This window comes from Kluyvera genomosp. 1 (assembly GCF_001266615.1).
GTDB lineage: Bacteria > Pseudomonadota > Gammaproteobacteria > Enterobacterales > Enterobacteriaceae > Kluyvera > Kluyvera cryocrescens_A.
The window spans coordinates 38,562-58,266 of the sequence record NZ_LGHZ01000053.1; the positions used below are offsets into that span (position 1 = coordinate 38,562).

A 19,705-nucleotide genomic window follows, 5' to 3' on the forward strand; every position below is an offset into this window, starting at 1 on the left:
ATCAATCTCCACAACAGCCTGTACAACAGAATGCACAGGCAGCGCCACAGCAGCAGGGTGGATTCCTGTCTGACCTTGGCAACGCAGCGGCAGAAACGGGCCGAGGTCTGCTTCAGGCTGGCGTTAATCTGGCAAACATACCAGCATCTGTAGCTGACGCAGTAACGAGCGCTGGGGCATGGGCCTGGCAGAAGCTAGGTATTGGTGATGGGACATATCAGCCAGCTCCACGTGTGACGACTCAAGGTCTTGAGCAAGGTCTTGGGCTCCAACAAGGCGATCTGACACCGCAAACTACTGCAGGGAAGGTATTCTCTGAGGCTCTGCCATATCTAACCCCAATAGGAGTTGGAGGTGGGGCTTCTAAGGCTGCAGCATTGGCTGAGCGTTTGGCTCCTCAGGTTCTAGGTGCTGGCGCTAGGATGGCATCATCATCAGCCGCTGGAGTTCCAGGCAGAGTCGCACAGGGAGCGTCACGCTTAATTGCTGAAAACACAGTTGGCTCATTAGCCGCGAACAGTGAAAAAGATGACGCCGGTGCGCTAGCAACAGATCTCGGATTGGGGGTTGGTGTTGGCGGCGCGGTGAATCAGCTTGGTCGTGCTGCTGGGGCTGTGTATCGAGGAGCGCGGGGAAGTATCGCACCGGAAGCCCAGCAAGCCATTCAATTCGCTAATTCTGCCGATGTTCCATTGCATACAACTGACTTACTTCAGCCAAACTCCCGGGTAGGAAGAATGGCGCAAACCACCGCTGAGAACATTCCTTTCGCCGGAACAAGCTCAATGCGAGCTGGTCAACAAGAAGCCCGCAGCCAATTAGTTGATGAATTTGCATCTCGATTTGGTGAATATGACCCGTCTATTGTTATTGGTAGCCTGAAGGCAAAAACCGCGGGCATTAAGCAAGCTGCAGGAAACCGGCTGGAGCAAGTTCAGAGTGCGATGACTGGAGTGAATATTCAGCCGACTCGTGCGATTCAACAAATTGATGACGAGATAACGAGCCTTCAAAAGTTAGGAAAGGTTTCCGACAATGACACTATCAGCAAGCTTCAGGCTTATCGTGATGAATTGGCTGGCGGTAATGTAGACCTTCAGCAGTTGAGCAATTTACGCAGTCAGTTCAGGCAGGATGTGAAAGGAGAGCGAGTTGTCATGCCTAACCGTTCCGATGCTGCTATTCAGCGAGTTTACAGGGCCATGACTGGCGACATTGATAATTCAATAGGTCAGAGTTTGGGTAATGACACGTTGCGGCGTTACAAGCAGGCTAATGCTGTGTACGCAGATGAGGCCAGCAAGATCCAGAATACACGATTGAAGAATGTGATCATGAAAGGTGATTTAACCCCTGAAGTGGTTAACAACATGCTGTTCAGCAAGAACAAATCAGAAGTGCAGAACCTTTATCGATCAGTTGGCCAAACCGGTCGAGCACAGATGCGGAACGGAATCATAGGTAAGGCAATGGAAAAATCAGGAGGGTCTCCTGACCAGTTTTTGCGCCAGGTTAATATGATGTCTAATCAGACCGGGATAACCTTCAAAGGACGTGATGCTGCATATCTGAAAGGTTTGAAAAATTACCTTGAGTCAACAAAGCGCGCCGGTCAGGCAGGAGTAACCACTCCTACAGGTCAGCAGGCAATCCCATTCATTATGGGGATTGGCTCTGTTACCAACCCCGCTGTCGTTGGCGTAGGTGGTGGTTATGGGTTACTTGCAAGGATGTATGAAAGTGATCCTGCGCGTAATGCAATGCTACGTCTTGCCAATACACCTAGAGGCTCTACATCTTTTGAGAAGGCATTATCTGAAGCCGAAAAAGCTATAAATTCGATTACGCAGGGTGCGAAATCCGAAGCATTAAGCGAATAAAGCAAATCCCACACAGATGCCGAAGATTAAGAAAGCAAAGTTCAGTAAGTCTCTATTCATAAAGCCTCCACTATTTTAACCAATTATAACCGAACTTAATGCAATTCCGCACAAGATAAAACTTGCTCGGTGTTGCCGTGTCTGGAGCACAGTCAATGTCAGATATTACCGCCAATGTAGTGGTATCAAACCCACGCCCAATATTCACTGACTCGCGAACATTCAGAGCGGTAGCCAACGGTAGGGTATATATCGGTTTGATAGATACCGATCCAGTTAACCCGGCTAACCAAATCCCTGTTTATATTGAGAACGAGGATGGTTCACACGTACAGATAGCTCAGCCGTTAACTATTAACTCTGCAGGGAAGATCGTGTATTCAGGGCAACTGGTAAAGATTGTCACTGTTACTGGCCATAGCATGGCTATTTACGATGCTTATGGCACTCAGGTCGATTACATCGCAAACGTACTGAAGTACGACCCAGATCAGTTGCGGACGGAGCTCGCTGAAGAAGGGTCAGAGCTTCTTGTTGATGACTCAAGGGTGAAGGTTCTTCAGGCTGAACATGGCGTAGCCAGAAGTCAGCACTCAAAAAATAATGATTTCATCAGCCTACTGGATTATGGCGTACCCAGCGATGGCGACTATGGCAAAACTCTTCAATTGGCCATAGATGACCTCTTTGCTGAAGGTGGTGGCACAGTATTTATACCAAGGGGAGTTTATAGTGCATCTGGGGTAAAACTCAAAACAGGCGTTAGTATCAACGGTGATAGCAAGGAAGGTATTTCATGGATACCATTAAACAACAACATAGTAATGTTTGATGATTCAGATAAGCCTGATGAAACGCATGGGATGATATGCTCAATTTCTAATATTTCTATTGATTGCAAGGCTTTTACCGGCATCACCGGAGTTAGGTCAATTAATGGGAATCGAATTAATATCCTAAACACAAATTTTTTTGGATGTGAAAAAAATATTGAGTTTGATCGTGGTGGGAACCATGTCATTAGCAATGTATTGAGCGCGACAACTACAGATGGCAATAAAGCAGGAAGGTTGCTGTTGTGGAGCTCTGATGATGATAAATATGGTGCAGTATTTACAACAGTAGATAATTATAGAGTTGAGGGTGATAGTGTAGATGGCGCAGTCTTCCTGAGGCGCGCCGTGGGGGTTAAATTTAATAATTTAATTGTCAACGACAACAGCTTTGATGGGATTTGTATTGTATTAGAAAATGATTGCCAGGGCGTTTTGTTCAATGGTGGCGTAATTGTTGGTGTTGGCACCGGGATGTTGCTTAGAAAAGGCAGCGGAATAGATAAATCACCAATTGTTTGCATTACGCAAAACCTTGACTTTGACCAGTTTGAACAAAGTGCAATCGTTATTGAAGCTGGTAGGGCTAATCAGTTCTTTGGCGGTGCAATTACAAGCTCAGATATTTCTGTTACTGCAAAAGCTATTGTTTTAAATGGTGAGTTTGCTATAAACAATACTCTAAATAACTTGTTAATATCTGGATATTACGGACTCACAGGAACAGGTGTGCTGATATCAGATGCTACAAATAACACTCTTAACAACGTTATAGTTGACGGATGCGATCAGGGCATTGCGTTTGTTGGCAACTGCAAAGGAACTGTTATAAATGGCGGTGACGTCAGGTCTAATGTCAACCATCCGATAGTAGGTGATATACATCAGGAGGGTATATCAGTTAAAGACCTGCAAGGCTTCAGAGGAAGCACCGTAGTATCTACCCCGCCTATTCCTGTTAGTGGAGTAGAGGTAACCAATATCTACGGCGTTCCGGTGAGGATCTTCATCAATGGTGGTGCCGTTTCATTGATAGCGATTAATGGCGTTTCCTCAGGGTTTACTACTGGTGCAATGTTATTCCTGGAGCCTGGTGAGAAAATAACCGTGACTTATAGCACAACCCCATCGTGGAACTGGATTGGGGTATAAATATCTTGAAATAATCACTGTTCATGCATAGATTTAATGAATTATGGACACATAAATTAAAGGCTTAAGCATGAGCGCTCGTGAATTTTTGGAAATTTCAAAAGATATTGAAGGTTGGTTATATGAAGGTGCTGCCTTTATGACGCAGCACCTTCTATCGGCTCAAAAATCCCTTGGCACCAATAGCGGGGTGTTAGAAATAGGTGTTTACAAAGGTAAATACTTATCATTTCTGTCATCCGAGTCTCAATCTCCTACTGTGGGTATAGATGTTTTTATCTTCGACCAAAAGGAAGAGGCGGAAAAAAACGTTGCTTATGTTTGTGAAATATTAGGAAAGGAAAATACTTCAAAACTCATTAGGGCTAATACCAGAATTCTAGACAAAAAATCATTAACATCCATTCTCTCCAGTGCGGGTATTGAGCGATTGACATTTGCTAGCATCGATGGGGATCACAGCAGTGAGGGTGTTTACAATGACCTCGAGCTTGTGGAGTCAGTTCTGGCACCTGGTGGGATCATTGCCGTAGATGATATGTTCTCTTCAGTTAGTCCGGCTGTGTCTGAAGGATTTTTCAATTACATAAACAATTCAGAAAGCAAACTTAAGCCTATAGCGTTCAGTGATAATAAGCTATTCCTGACAACCCATGGGTACGATGAGATCTACCAAATCCGACTGCAGGTTGAAATGCACAAATCTGATGACATCCTTCACGACAAGTGGACTGATGGAAACCAGTCAGCGAGGGTTAGGCCGTTCATGAAAGGAACTCTGCTCTGCTTATGACTTGATTGCATGGGGCATCCATGGGGCAAAAAATTAGCGCAAAACAACTCAAAACCGGTGAAGGTGGTGATTCGTCTTGCGCTAATGCTTCATACCTTCTCATCAAGCCAGTCAGCCCACCACTGCATCATCTCCCGGCGAGTATCCAGATAGGCGGCGTGGTTGTATACAGATCGCGTTCCACCGCTTACATGGGCCAGCTGCATTTCTATAGCGTCACCGTTCCAGTGCTTTTCATTTAGCACGGTGCTGAACTGGTGGCGCATTCCATGCCCGGAAGTCTGGCCTTCATACCCGAGGCTTCGTATAACGCCAAGTACAGCGTTTTCGCTGATAGGTTTCTTCCTGTCATTTCGCCCTGGGAAGCACAGTTCGTACTGGCCGGTAATCTGTTGCAGGAATTTTAATAGCTCTAGAACCTGGTCTGACATTGGAACGACATGTAACTTCCTACCTTTCATGACTTCAGGATCAATGCTTATTAGCCTGGTTTCGTAATCTATTCCTGTCCATGCCAGCGAACGCAATTCCACTGTACGCATGGCTGTATAGTGAAGAATCTGCGCCGCAACCTTAGAAACAACCCATCCGCCATATCCATTCAAGGCCCTCTGGAATTCGTGTATGCGATGCATAGGAAGGAAAGGGTAGTTCTTCTTCCTGTATCCTCGCATAGCGCCAGCAAGGTCTCGTGATGGATTGAATTTAGCCCTTCCAGTTACGATCGCATAACTGAATACTTCCCCACATCGACGCCTTGCTTTATCTGCACGCTCCATTGCCCCCCTATCCTCGAATAGCAGAATCACTTTCAGCAGAACCATGGGCTCAACTTCATCCATCTTCATGTGGCCTATGATGGGGAGTATGTCATCGCTAAACATACTCAACATCTCATCAGCATATCCTTTCGACCATACCTTTGATTTGTGCGTGTGCCACTCCCGGAAAATATCACCGAACGAATCAGCCGCTTCCTCTTTCTCTTTCTTTTTTATGGACTGCTTCTGTTCTGCCGGATCAACACCTGCCAGCAATTTCATCTTAGCGTCAGATTGTCTTGCTCTGGCTTCAGTGAGTGGGATTTCAGGATATGGGCCAATGACCAGCGTCTTTTCTTTTCCGTCGAACCGGTAACGCATGCGCCACACCTTTTTCCCTGACGGAGGAACGAACAGGAAAAGGCCGCCTGAATCCGCAAGGCGATATGGTTTGTCAGCAGGCTTAGCTGCTTCGATCTGCTTTACCGTAAGCATGTGGGCATAAATCCGTGGTCATTTTCGATAATGCCCACAATATGCCCGCAAAAGTTTGGCGTAGTCAATTCATGTTGGGTAACGTCAGGTAATTAGCAATTGAGTTGGAAGCGAGTGGGAAAGGGTGTTTGGTAACGTCGGGAAGTGTTGGGTAACGCTGATGTGGTGTCCCCTGCAGGAATCGAACCTGCAACTAGCCCTTAGGAGGGGCTCGTTATATCCATTTAACTAAGGGGACGAAGCGGCACGAGTATAGCGTTTTTTGTTCGCAGGGGTAAGTCCATCACCGCCTGACTGCTCAAACCATCGCCATTTTGACCGCCGATCCCACCTTCAATCCTGTTTCGTCTTCTCTTTAGCCTGTAAGCGCCGCTTTTCCTTACGTGCGTTACTCATATCATTGCGGATTTGCGCGTGGCTCATTAACGCGAATATAAAGGTACCGCCACAAATATTTCCGGCCAGAGTCGGTATAGCAAATGGCCAAATAAAATCGCTCCAGTGCAGCGTACCGTTAAAGACCAGATAGAGAATTTCTACTGAACCGACCACAATGTGCGTGGTATCTCCCAGCGCAATAAGCCAGGTCATTAGAATAATCACGACGATTTTTGCGGCCCCGGCAGCGGGAAACATCCAGACCATTGTCGCAATCAGCCAGCCGGAGATGATGGCATTGGCGAACATCTCGGTTGGGCTATTTTTCATGACGTCCATTCCTATTTTGACGAAAGCATCGCGCGTCTGCTCATCAAATATGGGCATATGTTCAAATGCCCATGCGGCAATCCCGGTACCGATGATGTTCCCCAAAAGAACCACGCCCCAAAGCCTCATTAGCAAACTAAAGTTGCCGAGGGTGGGTTTTTGCATCACGGGCAGCACGGCGGTGACGGTATTTTCGGTAAACAGCTGCTGGCGGGCCATAATGACGATAATAAAGCCGAAGGTATAGCCGAGGTTCTCCAGTAAGAACCCGCCGGGCACGCCTTCAAGCTGAACGTGAAAAATCCCCTTTGCTAGCAGCGATGCGCCCATGGATAACCCCGCGGCAATGGCAGACCATAGCAGCGCCATGGCATCGCGCTCCATCTCCTTTTCGCCCTCCTGGCGAATGTGCTCATGAATGGCCATCGCGCGAGAAGGAAGTCTATCCTCATCAACCTCTATCTTTTGCCCACTTTGTTTCTCTTCGCTTTCGACTTCTATCTCGTCGCTATGGCTATCAATTTTTTCTTGTTTGATGTCATTCATCTCAGTATTCCTGAAAAAAGCACAGATAGCCTAAGCGTAGCGGCTTACGTCAGATGTACGGTCAGATGTATTCTGAAAATGTTAGAATCCGTTTTTCAGACTTTATTATGTCTGTCGGTGCACAAGCCCCCGATGCTGGGATTACCAGGCTATGATCAAACCAACGAAACCAGTTATCTAGACATCGGTCGATGGGCTGTTACAATCGCTCACATCTAAATAGGCGGATACGCGAGCGTTCCGTCATGGATGGCAATCAGCGATAGCCATTATCAACAGGGAGACATTTATGAAGCTTCGCCTGTCGGCGCTTGCGCTGGGGACCACACTGCTCGTGGGCTGTGCGAGTTCCGGTACAGAACAGCAGGGGCGATCCGACCCGTTTGAAGGATTTAACCGAACCATGTACAGCTTCAACTTTAATGTGTTGGATCCGTACGTTGTTCGTCCCGTGGCCGTCGCCTGGCGCGACTATGTTCCGCAGCCTGCACGTAATGGTCTTGGCAACTTTACCAGTAACCTGGAAGAGCCGGCCATTATGGTGAACTCCTTCCTGCAGGGGGATCCGTACCAGGGGATGGTTCACTTTACGCGTTTCTTCCTGAACACCGTTCTCGGGATGGGCGGCTTTATTGATGTTGCCGGTATGGCGAACCCAAAACTGCAGCGTGTTCAGCCGCACCGTTTTGGCAGTACGCTTGGGCATTATGGCGTAGGGTATGGTCCGTACGTGCAGCTACCGTTCTACGGCAGCTTCACTTTACGTGAAGACGTCGGCGATATGGCTGATACCACCTACCCAGTCCTCTCCTGGCTGACCTGGCCGATGTCGATTGGTAAATGGATGGTTGAAGGGGTGGAAACGCGTGCTCAGTTGCTCGACTCCGATGGCCTGCTACGTCAGTCCTCCGATCCGTACATTATGGTCCGTGAAGCATATTTCCAGCAGCATGACTTTATTGCTAACGGCGGCAAGCTGAAACCAGAAGCCAACCCGAATGCTCAGGCGATCGAGGGTGACCTGAAGGATATCGATTCGGAATAAGCCATCAGCGGCAATAAAAAAGGGTGAACATCATGTTCACCCTTTTTTTATGTCGGCAGACTATCAGAAGCGATAGTTGAAGTTGGTCCCGAACAGCCAAGCCTTACCTTCAGATTTGAAGGTGTAATTGCCTTCCTGAACGGTAACGGTTTGCCCGTGCATATAAGAAGCGCCGACATCGATAGAGGCATCTTCGTTAAACGCATAGGTGGTACCGGCGCTCAGCCAGAAACGGTCCTGGTCCGGGATGGAGATTGAGCGATGGTTCGCTGGAACCGGGCTATCATCGAACGCAATACCGGTACGGAAGGTCCAGTTTTTGTCGTAGTAATAGGTGGTACCCAACGCGATACGGTAAGCGTCTTTAAAGCTTTCGTCTTTATAGAACAGCTCCTGACCGTTTGAACCGGTTGCTTTCAGCTCCTGGAACTGGCTCCAGCTGGTATAGGCGATGCTGTAGTGGATTGCCCACTGCGGATCGACCTTGTTATAACCGGAGATTTCCCACATTTCAGGCAGGTTCAGGGTCAGAGAACCCGGAACGGTGCGACCGTCAGTGCCGTATGGCAGGCCTGTTATCCCGCGAGCTGCGAGCAGTTGGTTGCCGCGGCTAGTGATAGAGCTTTTATAATCGCCGTCGAAATCAATTTTTACTTCTGAGCGATAGGTCAGACCCCAGCGGTTATTTTTGTCCAGTTCATACAGGATACCTGCGTTCCAGCCATAGCCCCACTCATCACCTTTCAGGTGTGCAATTTGTGAATCAGGGCCAGTGATCCCAACTAAGTTACCGGCGGCACCTGGGAAATTCAGACTTGCATCACCCGCATAACGTTCAATCTTCGCTTTCGCGTACACAGCATCAAAACCGAGGCCGAAGCTCCAGTTGTTGGTCAGACGATATGCACCGCTCAGGTTCAGGTTGGCGGTTTGCAGGTCTGTTTTGCCGCCGTACATGCCAGCTGCATAGCTATTATTAAACTCGGTTGCCAGACCGTAGTTGGAGGTAACCGATGCACCCCAGCCAAACTGTTCATTAATTGGCATCACGAAGTGCATGTTAGGGACCCATGCAGTTGGCGCGATATTGTCGGCATCGGTACTTTTTCCGGTAGCCGGAGATTTACCGGTAATATTCACATCTGGGTCAATAAATACCGCACCGATAGAAAACTCAGGGCGGTCGAACATCATAATCAGCGCCGGGTTACGGCTGGCATTACCCGCATCATCTGCGATAGCGCCTTCACCTGAATAGGCGCGGCCCAGACCAGAGGATGAGAATTCATTTAGCTGGAAACCTGCTGACCAGGCTTGGGTAGAAACAAGTGCCACTGCAACAGCAAGAGCAGACTTCGTGAAACGGGTTTTTTGGCTCATGACCATAACCTCATTGAGTTATTTTTATACAAACAATGTTACATGTAGTAACAGAAGCGCGAAGTGTAGGGGCTGGACTACAACTTAGAAATCAGACCAGTGACGAGAGTATAGGTCTGACCAGATGGGATGTTGCAATATTGTTTATTAATATTTTCAAAGATGTTGTTTGAAACGAGATCTGGTTGGCAAAATTGCGGGTCTGGTCATGGGTATCCAAACGCTGAATTTGTTTTAGATCATTTTTAATTGTGATTTCGGTCACTTATCCGATTTCATCTCATTAACGACTGGAGAGGGACCGCAGGCGGGCGTAAAATAGGCACATAGTTTATCTGGCACCTTGAGTGCACAAAACAGAGGAAATCTGCAATGAGTAAATGTAGTGCTGATGAAACCCCAGTTTGCTGCTGCATGGATGTTGGTACCATTATGGACAACACCGACTGCACCGCATCATACAGCCGCGTATTCGCAAACCGCGCTGAAGCGGAAGAAACGCTTGCTGCACTGACGGCAAAAGCACGCGGCGTCGAGTCCGAACCGTGCCAAATCACCTCGACTTTTAAAGAAGTAGAAGGCGGCGTGCAGATGGATATCGACTTCGTCTTCGCCTGTGAAGCTGAAACCCTGATCTTCCAGCTGGGTCTGCGTTAATCGCATTTCGGCGAACCGTTCTGAATAGCGCCCCTGTAGCTAATGCTGCAGGGGCGTTTTCTTTTGTGCTCAATGTGTTTTAGCTCCCATTTTTTCCTCTCTTCGATTGGCTAAGTGTAAAAAATTAGTTAAGAATGTTATCAGGTCAGACCACTTGGTCGATTTCCGATAACAGGGGAGAATTATGAGTCAGGCGCTACCGCTAATCACCCGTCAGGGCGATCGCATTGCTATTGTCAGTGGGTTACGCACCCCGTTTGCCCGTCAGGCGACCGCTTTCCATGGCGTCCCCGCCGTGGATCTGGGGAAGATGGTGGTGGGCGAAATGATGGCGCGCAGCGAAATATCCCCGGACGTGATTGAACAACTGGTCTTTGGCCAGGTGGTTCAAATGCCGGCGGCTCCTAATATTGCCCGTGAAATTGTCCTCGGTACCGGTATGAACGTGCATACCGACGCCTACAGTGTGAGCCGCGCCTGCGCGACGAGCTTCCAGGCGGTGGCAAACGTTGCCGAAAGCTTAATGGCAGGTACTATCCGTGCGGGTATTGCCGGTGGCGCAGATTCCTCTTCCGTTTTGCCGATTGGCGTGAGCAAAAAACTAGCGCGTACGCTGGTGGATGCCAACAAAGCCCGTTCGCTGGGGCAAAAGCTCAAACTCTTTTCCCGCCTGCGGCTGCGCGACCTGATGCCGGTCCCTCCGGCGGTAGCCGAATACTCAACCGGTCTGCGGATGGGCGATACCGCAGAGCAGATGGCAAAAACTTACGGGATTACCCGAGAGCAACAAGATGCGCTGGCTAACCGGTCACACCAGCTGGCTGCTCAGGCTTGGGCGGCGGGTAAACTCAACGATGAAGTGATGACGGCCTATGCGCCGCCATATCGTAACCCGCTGGAGCAAGATAATAATATTCGCGCTAATTCGACGCTTGCTGACTATGCCAAGTTACGCCCGGCGTTTGACCGTCAGCACGGTACGGTGACGGCGGCAAACAGTACTCCGTTAACCGACGGCGCGGCGGCAGTGATCCTGATGACCGAATCCCGGGCTAAAGAGCTGGGACTTACGCCACTGGGCTATCTGCGTAGCTATGCGTTTACCGCCATTGATGTTTGGCAAGACATGCTGCTGGGTCCGGCCTGGTCTACGCCGTTGGCGCTGGAGCGTGCAGGTTTAAGCTTTGCAGACCTTACCCTTATCGATATGCATGAAGCCTTTGCGGCGCAGACGCTGGCCAATATTCAGTGTTTGGCGAGTGAGAAATTTGCCCGTGAAGTGCTGGGGCGCAGCCACGCTACCGGAGAGGTGGATGAAAGCAAATTTAACGTGCTCGGCGGTTCTATCGCCTACGGTCACCCGTTTGCGGCGACCGGCGCGCGCATGATCACTCAGACGCTCAACGAACTGCGTCGTCGCGGCGGCGGCTTTGGTCTGGTTACCGCCTGCGCGGCGGGTGGACTGGGTGCGGCGATGGTACTGGAGGCTGAATAATGGAAATGAAATCTGCATTCACACTTACCGTTCGCCCTGACAACGTTGCCGTAGTGGCGATCGATGTTCCCGATGAAAAAATGAATACCCTGAAGGCTGAGTTTGGCGGGCAGGTGAGGGCGATCCTCAAGCAAATCAGGGAAAATAAAGCCCTACAGGGTGTGGTGATCATCTCCGCGAAGCCCGATAACTTTATTGCTGGGGCCGATATCAACATGATTGGCCGCTGTAAAAGTGCTCAGGAGGCTGAAGCATTGGCTCGTCAGGGCCAACAGGTGATGGCTGAACTCTCCAGCTTATCGATTCCTGTTGTCGCGGCAATTCACGGCGCGTGTCTTGGTGGCGGTTTAGAGCTGGCGCTGGCCTGTCATGCGCGTATCTGTACCGATGATGGTCGAACGGTGCTGGGGCTGCCGGAAGTTCAACTGGGTCTGTTGCCTGGTTCGGGTGGGACCCAACGCTTACCGCGCCTGGTTGGCGTGAGCACTGCGCTGGATATGATTCTTACCGGTAAACAACTGCGCGCGCGCCAGGCGTTGAAAGCCGGGCTGGTTGATGAAGTAGTCCCGCATTCCATATTGCTTGAGGCGGCCGCTGAATATGCGCGTAAACCGCGTCATGAACAGCGTCGCTTACCGATTCGCGAGCGTATTCTCGCCGGACCACTGGGTAGAAATCTGTTGTTCAGCATGGCGAGTAAAAAAACAGCGCAAAAGACCCAGGGGAACTATCCGGCAACCGATAAGATTTTGCGGGTGATTGAAACAGGCCTGGCGCACGGAACCAGTAGCGGTTACGAAGCGGAAGCTCGCGCATTTGGTGAACTGGCGATGACACCTCAATCACTGGCGCTGCGTAATATTTTCTTTGCCAGTACCGATCTGAAAAAAGATCCTGGCGCTAACGTTGAGGCGGGCCCGCTGCGATCGGTAGGGATCCTGGGTGGCGGTCTGATGGGCGGGGGTATTGCCTATGTCACGGCGGTTAAGGGGAAACTGCCGGTACGTATCAAAGATATCAATGCCAATGGGATTAACCATGCGCTGAAGTACAGCTGGGATCAGCTGGAGCAAAAAGTCCGTCGTCGCCATATGAAGGCCGCTGAGCGGGATAGCCAGTTGGCGCTGATTTCCGGCGGTACTGATTATCGCGGCTTTGCGCATCGTGATGTGATTATCGAAGCGGTGTTTGAAGATCTGGCGCTGAAGCAGAAAATGGTGGCGGAAGTTGAACAAAATTGTGCACCTCACACTGTTTTTGCATCAAACACCTCATCTTTACCGATTGGTGATATTGCAGCCCTTGCTCAGCGGCCTGAGCAGGTTATTGGACTGCATTTTTTCAGCCCGGTAGAGAAAATGCCATTAGTCGAAGTGATCCCGCATACGGGCACCTCAGAGCAGACTATAGCGACCACCGTAAAACTGGCGAAAAAACAGGGTAAAACGCCGATTGTGGTGGCCGACAAAGCCGGTTTCTATGTTAACCGTATCCTGGCCCCATATATCGCTGAAGCAATGCGGTTGCTGGTAGAGGGGGAGAACGTTGACGATATTGATAACGCGTTGGTTAAGTTTGGTTTTCCAGTAGGGCCAATCCAGCTGCTGGATGAAGTGGGTATCGACACGGGCACCAAAATTTTACCTATTCTTGAAGCGGCTTACGGCGAGCGTTTCAGCGCACCTGCAAGCCTGATTCAGGCAATTTTGAATGACGATCGCAAAGGTAGAAAAAATGGCCGTGGTTTCTATCTTTATGGTGTGAAAGGGCGTAAAAGCAAGAAACAGGTCGACAACGCCGTCTATTCTCTTCCGGGAATGGCGGCTCGTCACAGCCAGTGCTCAGCGCAGCAAATCGCTGAGCGTTGCGTGATGTTAATGCTCAATGAAGCCGCTCGCTGCGTCGATGAGGACATCGTTCGTAGCGCTCGTGATGGTGATATCGGCGCAGTATTTGGCATTGGATTCCCACCGTTTCTCGGTGGCCCGCTCCGTTATATGGATACGCTGGGGGCGGGTGAAGTGGTTGCCCGATTGCAACGGTTGGCTACCCAGTACGGTTCTCGTTTCACCCCTTGTGAGGCACTTTTGCAGCGGGCAGAGCGTGAACAAACCTTTTGGCCAGGTCATGAAACAGATCCGCTGAATTGAGGTCAAAGTAGGAGAACCCTGATTGAATACATGGTTTTTGACTATTTTGTAAACAGATGTTGACTATACTTACGCCAGTAAGGTAAAAATCAGCGTTTCATTCAGTGAATGGATAAGGCACAATGCCCGGCTACCGCGTCACCTTAACGGTGACGCTGGTGCTTCTGGTTAACAAAAGCGGTGCAATATGCAAGTTTTTATTATGCGTCACGGCGACGCTGCTCTCGATGCAGCGAGTGATTCGGTTCGTCCTCTCACCGGTTGTGGTTGTGATGAATCTCGTCAGATGGCAACCTGGCTGAAAGGCCAAAAAGTAGATATCTCACGTATTCTGGTTAGTCCCTATTTGCGTGCAGAGCAGACGCTGGAAGTGGTAGGGGAGTGCATGAACCTGCCAAAAGAGGTCGATGTTTTGCAGGAGCTAACGCCGTGCGGCGATATTGGGCTGGTCAGCGCCTACCTCCATGCGTTAGCGAACGAAGGCACGCCATCGGTGCTGGTGATTTCTCACTTGCCTCTGGTGGGATATTTAGTCGCTGAACTTTGCCCAGGCGAAGTCCCGCCGATGTTCACAACATCCGCTATCGCGAGCGTCACGCTTGACGCTGACGGACAGGGTAGCCTTAACTGGCAAATGAGTCCGTGCAATCTCAAAATGGCGAAAGCCATCTAACGAATGCCGACGCAGGCCGCTGGATATTGCCAGTGGCCGCAATAAATCCAGACGCCATCAGACTGCCCGAAACAGAGAGCCAGAATAGGCGCTTTACTTTATCCGGTCTGTATGAAGGCGCTGTAGCGATAACCCGGATAAAGCAATAATGCCAACTCCGGGAATCATATCAGGGTAATTCCGGCGGTAGCCACTCTTCGACTTCAATCAATACCAGCAGCGCGGCATCTCCGCCGTACTCTTTCGACGCCTGATGAAATGCCATGACGTGTGGGTGCTGCGCCAGCCATAGCGGTGTTTGCTGCTTCAGAATATGTTTACCATGGCCGTGCATCACGCAGGCGCAAAAAACATGCTCCCGGCGACAGGCGGCTATCAGCGCGCCGAGTTCCTGTTTCGCCTCCATCTGCGTCAGGCCATGCAGGTCGAGGAACAGCTCCGGAGAATAATCCCCGCGGCGCAGTTTTTTAAGCTCGAAATGGCTGACGTCTTCACGCACATATTTCACCGGGCCGTTGGTGTTGAGCAGCGGCTGGAATTCATCAGAAAAATAGTGGCTGTTATCCGCCTGCTCTTGCAGCAGACGTTTGGGTGGGACTTCACTGATTTTCTTGCGCGGTGGACGATGGACAATCGTGTCCTGTTTAATTTTACGCGTCCCGGTCATCAACTGCTGAAAGAGCGCCTGATCCTCCTCGCTCAGTGAGGGTGTCTTTTTCATTGATTCTTCTCAGTCATTTTTTCCACTAGTTTACCTTTTCACGCCGCTCCCTGCAGCGAAAACGCTTTTTTCCCCGCAGCCTACGCAAGAATGCTGATTTATCGCCGTCTTCATGGCAAACTAGCCGCCGAATTTACCCCGACGCATGCCCTGGAGGACAACGTGGATAAGATATTTGTTGAAGAAGCAGTCAATGAGCTGCACACCATACAGGACATGTTACGCTGGGCGGTAAGCCGCTTTAGCGCGGCCAATATCTGGTACGGTCATGGCACCGACAATCCGTGGGATGAAGCCGTACAGCTGGTGCTGCCAACGCTGTATCTGCCGCTGGATATCCCTGAAGATATGCGAATTGCCCGCCTGACAACCAGCGAAAAGCAGCTGATCGTAGAGCGCGTCATTCGCCGCGTTAACGAACGTATTCCGGTCGCCTATCTGACCAATAAAGCCTGGTTCTGCGGACACGAATTTTATGTCGACGATCGCGTGCTGGTCCCGCGTTCGCCAATTGGTGAGCTGATTAACAACCGTTTTGCGGGTTTAATCAACCATCAGCCTGAACATATTCTGGATATGTGTACCGGTAGCGGCTGCATCGCGATTGCCTGTGCTTACGCCTTCCCGGAAGCCGAAGTCGATGCCATTGATGTTTCCCCGGATGCGCTAGCGGTCACTGAATACAACATCGAAGAACACGGCATGATTCACAACGTTACACCGATCCGTTCCGACCTGTTCCGCGATCTGCCAACCCTGCAGTACGATCTGATTGTCACCAATCCGCCGTATGTGGATGAAGAAGATATGGACGATCTTCCATCTGAATACCGTCATGAGCCGGAGTTGGGTCTGGCTTCCGGTAGCGATGGTCTGCATCTGACCCGTCGTATTCTTGGCTGCGCGCCGGATTACCTGACCGATGATGGCGTTCTGATTTGTGAAGTGGGTAACAGCATGGTACATCTGATGGATCAATATCCGGATGTGCCGTTCACCTGGCTTGAGTTCGATAACGGCGGTGACGGCGTCTTTATGCTGACCAAAGCGCAGCTGGTGGCCGCGCAGAACCACTTTGGCCAGTACAAAGACTGATTGCTCCAGCACACAACAACAGAACAACGATAACGGAGTCGTGATGGCAGGAAATACTATTGGACAACTTTTTCGCGTAACCACCTTCGGTGAGTCACATGGCCTTGCGCTGGGCTGCATCGTTGACGGCGTGCCTCCGGGCATCCCGTTAACTGAAGCTGACCTGCAGCACGACCTTGACCGTCGTCGTCCAGGCACCTCGCGTTATACCACCCAGCGTCGCGAACCGGATCAGGTGAAAATCCTTTCCGGCGTCTTTGACGGTGTGACCACCGGTACCAGCATTGGTCTGCTGATCGAAAACACCGATCAGCGCTCACAGGACTACGGCGCGATTAAAGATGTCTTCCGTCCGGGACACGCTGACTATACCTACGAGCAGAAGTACGGTCTGCGCGACTATCGCGGCGGTGGTCGTTCATCCGCTCGTGAAACTGCGATGCGTGTGGCGGCAGGGGCGATTGCGAAGAAATTCCTTGCCGCTAAATTTGGCATCGTCATCCGCGGCTGTCTGACCCAGATGGGTGATATTCCTCTGGAAATCAAAGACTGGGATCAGGTTGAACAAAACCCGTTCTTCTGCCCGGATCCGGATAAAATTGACGCACTGGATGAGCTGATGCGTGGCCTGAAAAAAGAGGGCGACTCCATTGGTGCAAAAGTCACCGTCGTGGCTGATGGCGTCCCGGCGGGCCTCGGCGAACCGGTCTTTGACCGTCTGGATGCCGACATTGCCCATGCGCTGATGAGCATCAACGCCGTTAAGGGCGTGGAAATCGGCGATGGCTTTGAGGTGGTGAAATTGCGCGGTAGCCAAAACCGTGATGAAATCACCAAAGAGGGCTTCCAGAGCAACCACGCCGGCGGCATTTTGGGTGGGATTAGCAGCGGTCAGCAGATCGTCGCCAATATGGCGCTGAAGCCGACGTCCAGCATCACCGTTCCGGGTCGTACGATTGACCGCTTTGGTGAAGAGGTTGAGATGATCACTAAAGGTCGTCACGATCCTTGTGTTGGAATTCGTGCGGTGCCTATTGCGGAAGCGATGATGGCAATCGTTCTGATGGATCACTTTATGCGTCAACGCGCGCAAAATGCCGATGTGATGACGTCTATTCCACGCTGGTAATCATGAAAAAAACCGTTATTGCGCTGCTGGCTCTGGTGGCCAGCAGTACCGCGCTGGCGGCAACGCCCTGGCAAAAAATTACTCAGCCGATAAGCGGTAGCCCTCAGTCTATCGGGGCGTTTGCCAACGGTTGCATCGTTGGCGCACAGCCGTTGCCGCTGCAGGCTGATACCTATCAAGTGATGCGCACCGATCAGCGCCGCTATTTTGGCCACCCGGATCTGGTGCAGTTTATCCAGCGTCTGGGCAACGAGGTGCAGCAGCACGGTATGGGTACCCTGCTGATTGGTGACATGGGTATGCCTGCCGGTGGGCGCTTTAACGGCGGACACGCCAGCCACCAAAGCGGGCTGGATGTTGATATTTTCTTGCAGTTACCGAAAGCACGATGGAGCTCTGCGCAGTTGCTTAAACCGCAGGCGCTGGATTTAGTTGCAGCCGACGGAAAGCGCGTAGTGCCGACGCTGTGGAAACCGGAAATCGGCCAACTGATTAAACTGGCGGCCGAAGATAAGGAAGTGACGCGCATTTTCGTCAATCCGGCAATCAAGCAGCAGCTGTGCCTGGAAGCGGGCAATGACCGCGACTGGCTGCGTAAAGTGCGCCCGTGGTTCCAACACCGCGCGCACATGCACGTGCGATTGAAATGCCCGGCGAATAGCCTTGAGTGTGAAGAGCAGGCCGCTCCGCCTGCTGGAGACGGCTGCGGCGCTGAGCTGCAAAGCTGGTTCGAACCGCCAAAACCTGGCACCACTAAACCTGTGAAGAAGACGCCTCCACCGTTGCCGCCTTCCTGCCAGGCGCTACTGGATGAGCACGTACTCTAATGGACAGTTTCTCCACGTTATTCATGGTTGAGCCGCTGATGCTGGTGGCGCTTTTCTTCATCGCCATCCTGGCGGGATTTATTGATTCGCTGGCCGGCGGCGGTGGTTTACTCACCGTTCCTGCGCTAATGGCGGCGGGGATGCCACCCGCCCAGGCGCTGGCGACCAATAAGCTGCAGGCCTGCGGTGGTTCGCTTTCCGCTTCACTCTACTTTATTCGCCGTAAGGTCGTGAATCTGGCGGATCAAAAGCTCAATATTCTGATGACCTTCATTGGCTCAATGAGCGGTGCGTTGCTGGTGCAGTACGTGAAGTCGGATATTTTGCGCCAAATCCTGCCGATTCTGATTATTGGTATCGGCCTCTATTTTCTCCTGATGCCAAAACTCGGTGAATCCGACCGTCAACAGCGTCTGTATGGACTGCCGTTTGCGCTGGTGGCCGGTGGCTGTGTGGGCTTCTACGATGGCTTCTTCGGCCCAGGGGCGGGTTCTTTCTATGCGCTGGCATTTGTCACGCTGATGGGTTTTAACCTCGCTAAATCGACAGCGCATGCCAAAGTGTTGAATGCTACCTCCAACGTTGGTGGTCTGCTGCTGTTTATCATCGGCGGAAAAGTGATTTGGGCGACGGGTTTTGTCATGATGGTAGGGCAGTTTTTCGGCGCACGTATGGGGTCACGCTTAGTGCTAAGCAAAGGGCAGGCGTTGATTCGCCCGATGATCGTGGTGGTTTCTGCCGTCATGAGTGCCAAACTGCTTTATGACAGCCATGGACAGGAAATACTTCAATGGTTAGGGATGAACTGATGACAACGACCCACGATTATCAGCAACTGATTACGATTTTCGACGGCTGCTTTGCCGAAGAGTTTAATACTCGTCTGATTAAAGGCGATGACGAACCGATCTATCTTCCCGCTGATGCCGACGTGCCGTACAACCGCATTGTTTTCGCCCATGGTTTTTATGCCAGCGGGCTGCATGAAATTTCCCACTGGTGCATTGCTGGGAAAGCGCGCCGCGAGCAGGTTGATTTTGGCTACTGGTACTGCCCGGATGGCCGCGATGCTAAAACTCAGGGGCAGTTTGAAGATGTCGAAGTGAAGCCGCAGGCTTTTGACTGGCTGTTCTGCGTGGCGGCGGGATTCCCGTTTAACGTCAGCTGCGACAACCTTGAAGGTGATTTTGAGCCAGACCGTATTGTGTTTCAGCGACGTGTTCATGCGCAGGTGATGACCTATCTTAAAGAAGGTATTCCACCGCGCCCGGCCAAACTTATCAAGGCATTACAAGATTATTACCATACGCCGGCCCTAACGGCGGAACAATTCCCATGGCCGGAAGATCTCTAAGGCCATGTTAC

17 protein-coding genes and 1 tRNA gene are annotated in these 19,705 nt (G+C 50.9%); 13 read left to right on the plus strand and 5 right to left on the minus strand.

Going from position 1 to position 19,705, the window contains the following annotated elements:
• Positions 1-65: 65 nt before the first annotated feature.
• From KP80_RS21615 to KP80_RS21625, 3 genes are all read left to right on the plus strand, one after another.
• A complete protein-coding gene (locus KP80_RS21615; protein ID WP_156315717.1) occupies positions 66-1,880 on the plus strand; it encodes a lytic transglycosylase domain-containing protein in 1,815 nt (604 codons plus the stop codon).
• A gap of 155 nt (positions 1,881-2,035) precedes the next feature.
• Entirely contained in the window at positions 2,036-3,865 is a 1,830-nt protein-coding gene (locus KP80_RS23390) for a phage head-binding domain-containing protein (RefSeq protein ID WP_052285699.1), read from the plus strand.
• Positions 3,866-3,935: 70 nt separating this feature from the next.
• On the plus strand, positions 3,936-4,658 hold the full coding sequence (locus tag KP80_RS21625) for a class I SAM-dependent methyltransferase (RefSeq protein ID WP_052285700.1): 723 nt from the start codon (positions 3,936-3,938) through the stop codon (positions 4,656-4,658).
• A gap of 89 nt (positions 4,659-4,747) precedes the next feature.
• Here the strand turns inward: KP80_RS21625 and KP80_RS21630 are convergent, their stop codons facing one another.
• The 3 genes from KP80_RS21630 to KP80_RS21640 all read right to left on the minus strand — a co-directional run bounded on the left by KP80_RS21630 (position 4,748) and on the right by KP80_RS21640 (position 7,168).
• A complete protein-coding gene (locus KP80_RS21630; RefSeq protein WP_052285701.1) occupies positions 4,748-5,914 on the minus strand; it encodes a tyrosine-type recombinase/integrase in 1,167 nt (388 codons plus the stop codon).
• A 163-nt stretch (positions 5,915-6,077) separates the two neighbouring features.
• Positions 6,078-6,152, minus strand: a tRNA-Arg gene (locus KP80_RS21635).
• Between the two features lie 95 nt (positions 6,153-6,247).
• A complete protein-coding gene (locus KP80_RS21640; RefSeq protein WP_052285702.1) occupies positions 6,248-7,168 on the minus strand; it encodes a formate/nitrite transporter family protein in 921 nt (306 codons plus the stop codon).
• A 289-nt stretch (positions 7,169-7,457) separates the two neighbouring features.
• Between KP80_RS21640 and mlaA the strand changes: the two genes are divergently transcribed.
• Positions 7,458-8,213: a phospholipid-binding lipoprotein MlaA gene (gene mlaA, locus KP80_RS21645; protein WP_052285703.1), complete on the plus strand. Its 756-nt coding sequence runs from the start codon at positions 7,458-7,460 to the stop codon at positions 8,211-8,213.
• A gap of 63 nt (positions 8,214-8,276) precedes the next feature.
• Here mlaA and fadL read toward each other — a convergent pair whose 3' ends face one another.
• A complete protein-coding gene (gene fadL / locus KP80_RS21650) occupies positions 8,277-9,593 on the minus strand; it encodes a long-chain fatty acid transporter FadL (protein ID WP_052285704.1) in 1,317 nt (438 codons plus the stop codon).
• Positions 9,594-9,965: 372 nt separating this feature from the next.
• On the opposite strand from fadL, the gene KP80_RS21655 reads away from it, so the two are divergent.
• The 4 genes from KP80_RS21655 (at position 9,966) to sixA (ending at position 14,568) form a co-directional block, all read left to right on the plus strand.
• Complete coding sequence (locus KP80_RS21655; protein WP_052285705.1) at positions 9,966-10,250, plus strand: YfcZ/YiiS family protein; 285 nt, start codon at positions 9,966-9,968, stop codon at positions 10,248-10,250.
• A 184-nt stretch (positions 10,251-10,434) separates the two neighbouring features.
• Complete coding sequence (gene fadI, locus KP80_RS21660; protein WP_052285706.1) at positions 10,435-11,745, plus strand: acetyl-CoA C-acyltransferase FadI; 1,311 nt, start codon at positions 10,435-10,437, stop codon at positions 11,743-11,745.
• A complete protein-coding gene (gene fadJ / locus KP80_RS21665; RefSeq protein WP_052285707.1) occupies positions 11,745-13,895 on the plus strand; it encodes a fatty acid oxidation complex subunit alpha FadJ in 2,151 nt (716 codons plus the stop codon). Before fadI ends, fadJ begins: the two co-directional genes overlap by 1 nt.
• Positions 13,896-14,082: 187 nt before the next feature.
• Positions 14,083-14,568 (plus strand): phosphohistidine phosphatase SixA, encoded by a 486-nt coding sequence (sixA, locus tag KP80_RS21670; protein ID WP_052285708.1) that lies wholly within the window; start codon positions 14,083-14,085, stop codon positions 14,566-14,568.
• Positions 14,569-14,737: 169 nt separating this feature from the next.
• On the opposite strand, the gene smrB is transcribed toward sixA, so the two are convergent.
• Positions 14,738-15,289, minus strand: coding sequence for an endonuclease SmrB (gene smrB, locus KP80_RS21675; RefSeq protein WP_052285709.1), 552 nt, complete (start codon positions 15,287-15,289; stop codon positions 14,738-14,740).
• A 162-nt stretch (positions 15,290-15,451) separates the two neighbouring features.
• Between smrB and prmB the strand changes: the two genes are divergently transcribed.
• From prmB to KP80_RS21700, 5 genes are read left to right on the plus strand one after another with little or no spacing between them, the layout of a single operon-like run.
• Complete coding sequence (prmB, locus tag KP80_RS21680; RefSeq protein WP_052285726.1) at positions 15,452-16,384, plus strand: 50S ribosomal protein L3 N(5)-glutamine methyltransferase; 933 nt, start codon at positions 15,452-15,454, stop codon at positions 16,382-16,384.
• Positions 16,385-16,427: 43 nt separating this feature from the next.
• Positions 16,428-17,513, plus strand: coding sequence for a chorismate synthase (gene aroC / locus KP80_RS21685; RefSeq protein ID WP_052285710.1), 1,086 nt, complete (start codon positions 16,428-16,430; stop codon positions 17,511-17,513).
• Between the two features lie 2 nt (positions 17,514-17,515).
• Positions 17,516-18,340: a penicillin-insensitive murein endopeptidase gene (gene mepA / locus KP80_RS21690; protein WP_052285711.1), complete on the plus strand. Its 825-nt coding sequence runs from the start codon at positions 17,516-17,518 to the stop codon at positions 18,338-18,340.
• Positions 18,340-19,149 (plus strand): sulfite exporter TauE/SafE family protein, encoded by an 810-nt coding sequence (locus KP80_RS21695; RefSeq protein ID WP_052285712.1) that lies wholly within the window; start codon positions 18,340-18,342, stop codon positions 19,147-19,149. The genes mepA and KP80_RS21695 overlap by 1 nt, the downstream gene beginning before the upstream one ends.
• Positions 19,149-19,694, plus strand: a complete 546-nt coding sequence (locus KP80_RS21700; RefSeq protein ID WP_052285713.1) for an elongation factor P hydroxylase — start codon at positions 19,149-19,151, stop codon at positions 19,692-19,694. The genes KP80_RS21695 and KP80_RS21700 overlap by 1 nt, the downstream gene beginning before the upstream one ends.
• Positions 19,695-19,705: the final 11 nt, after the last annotated feature.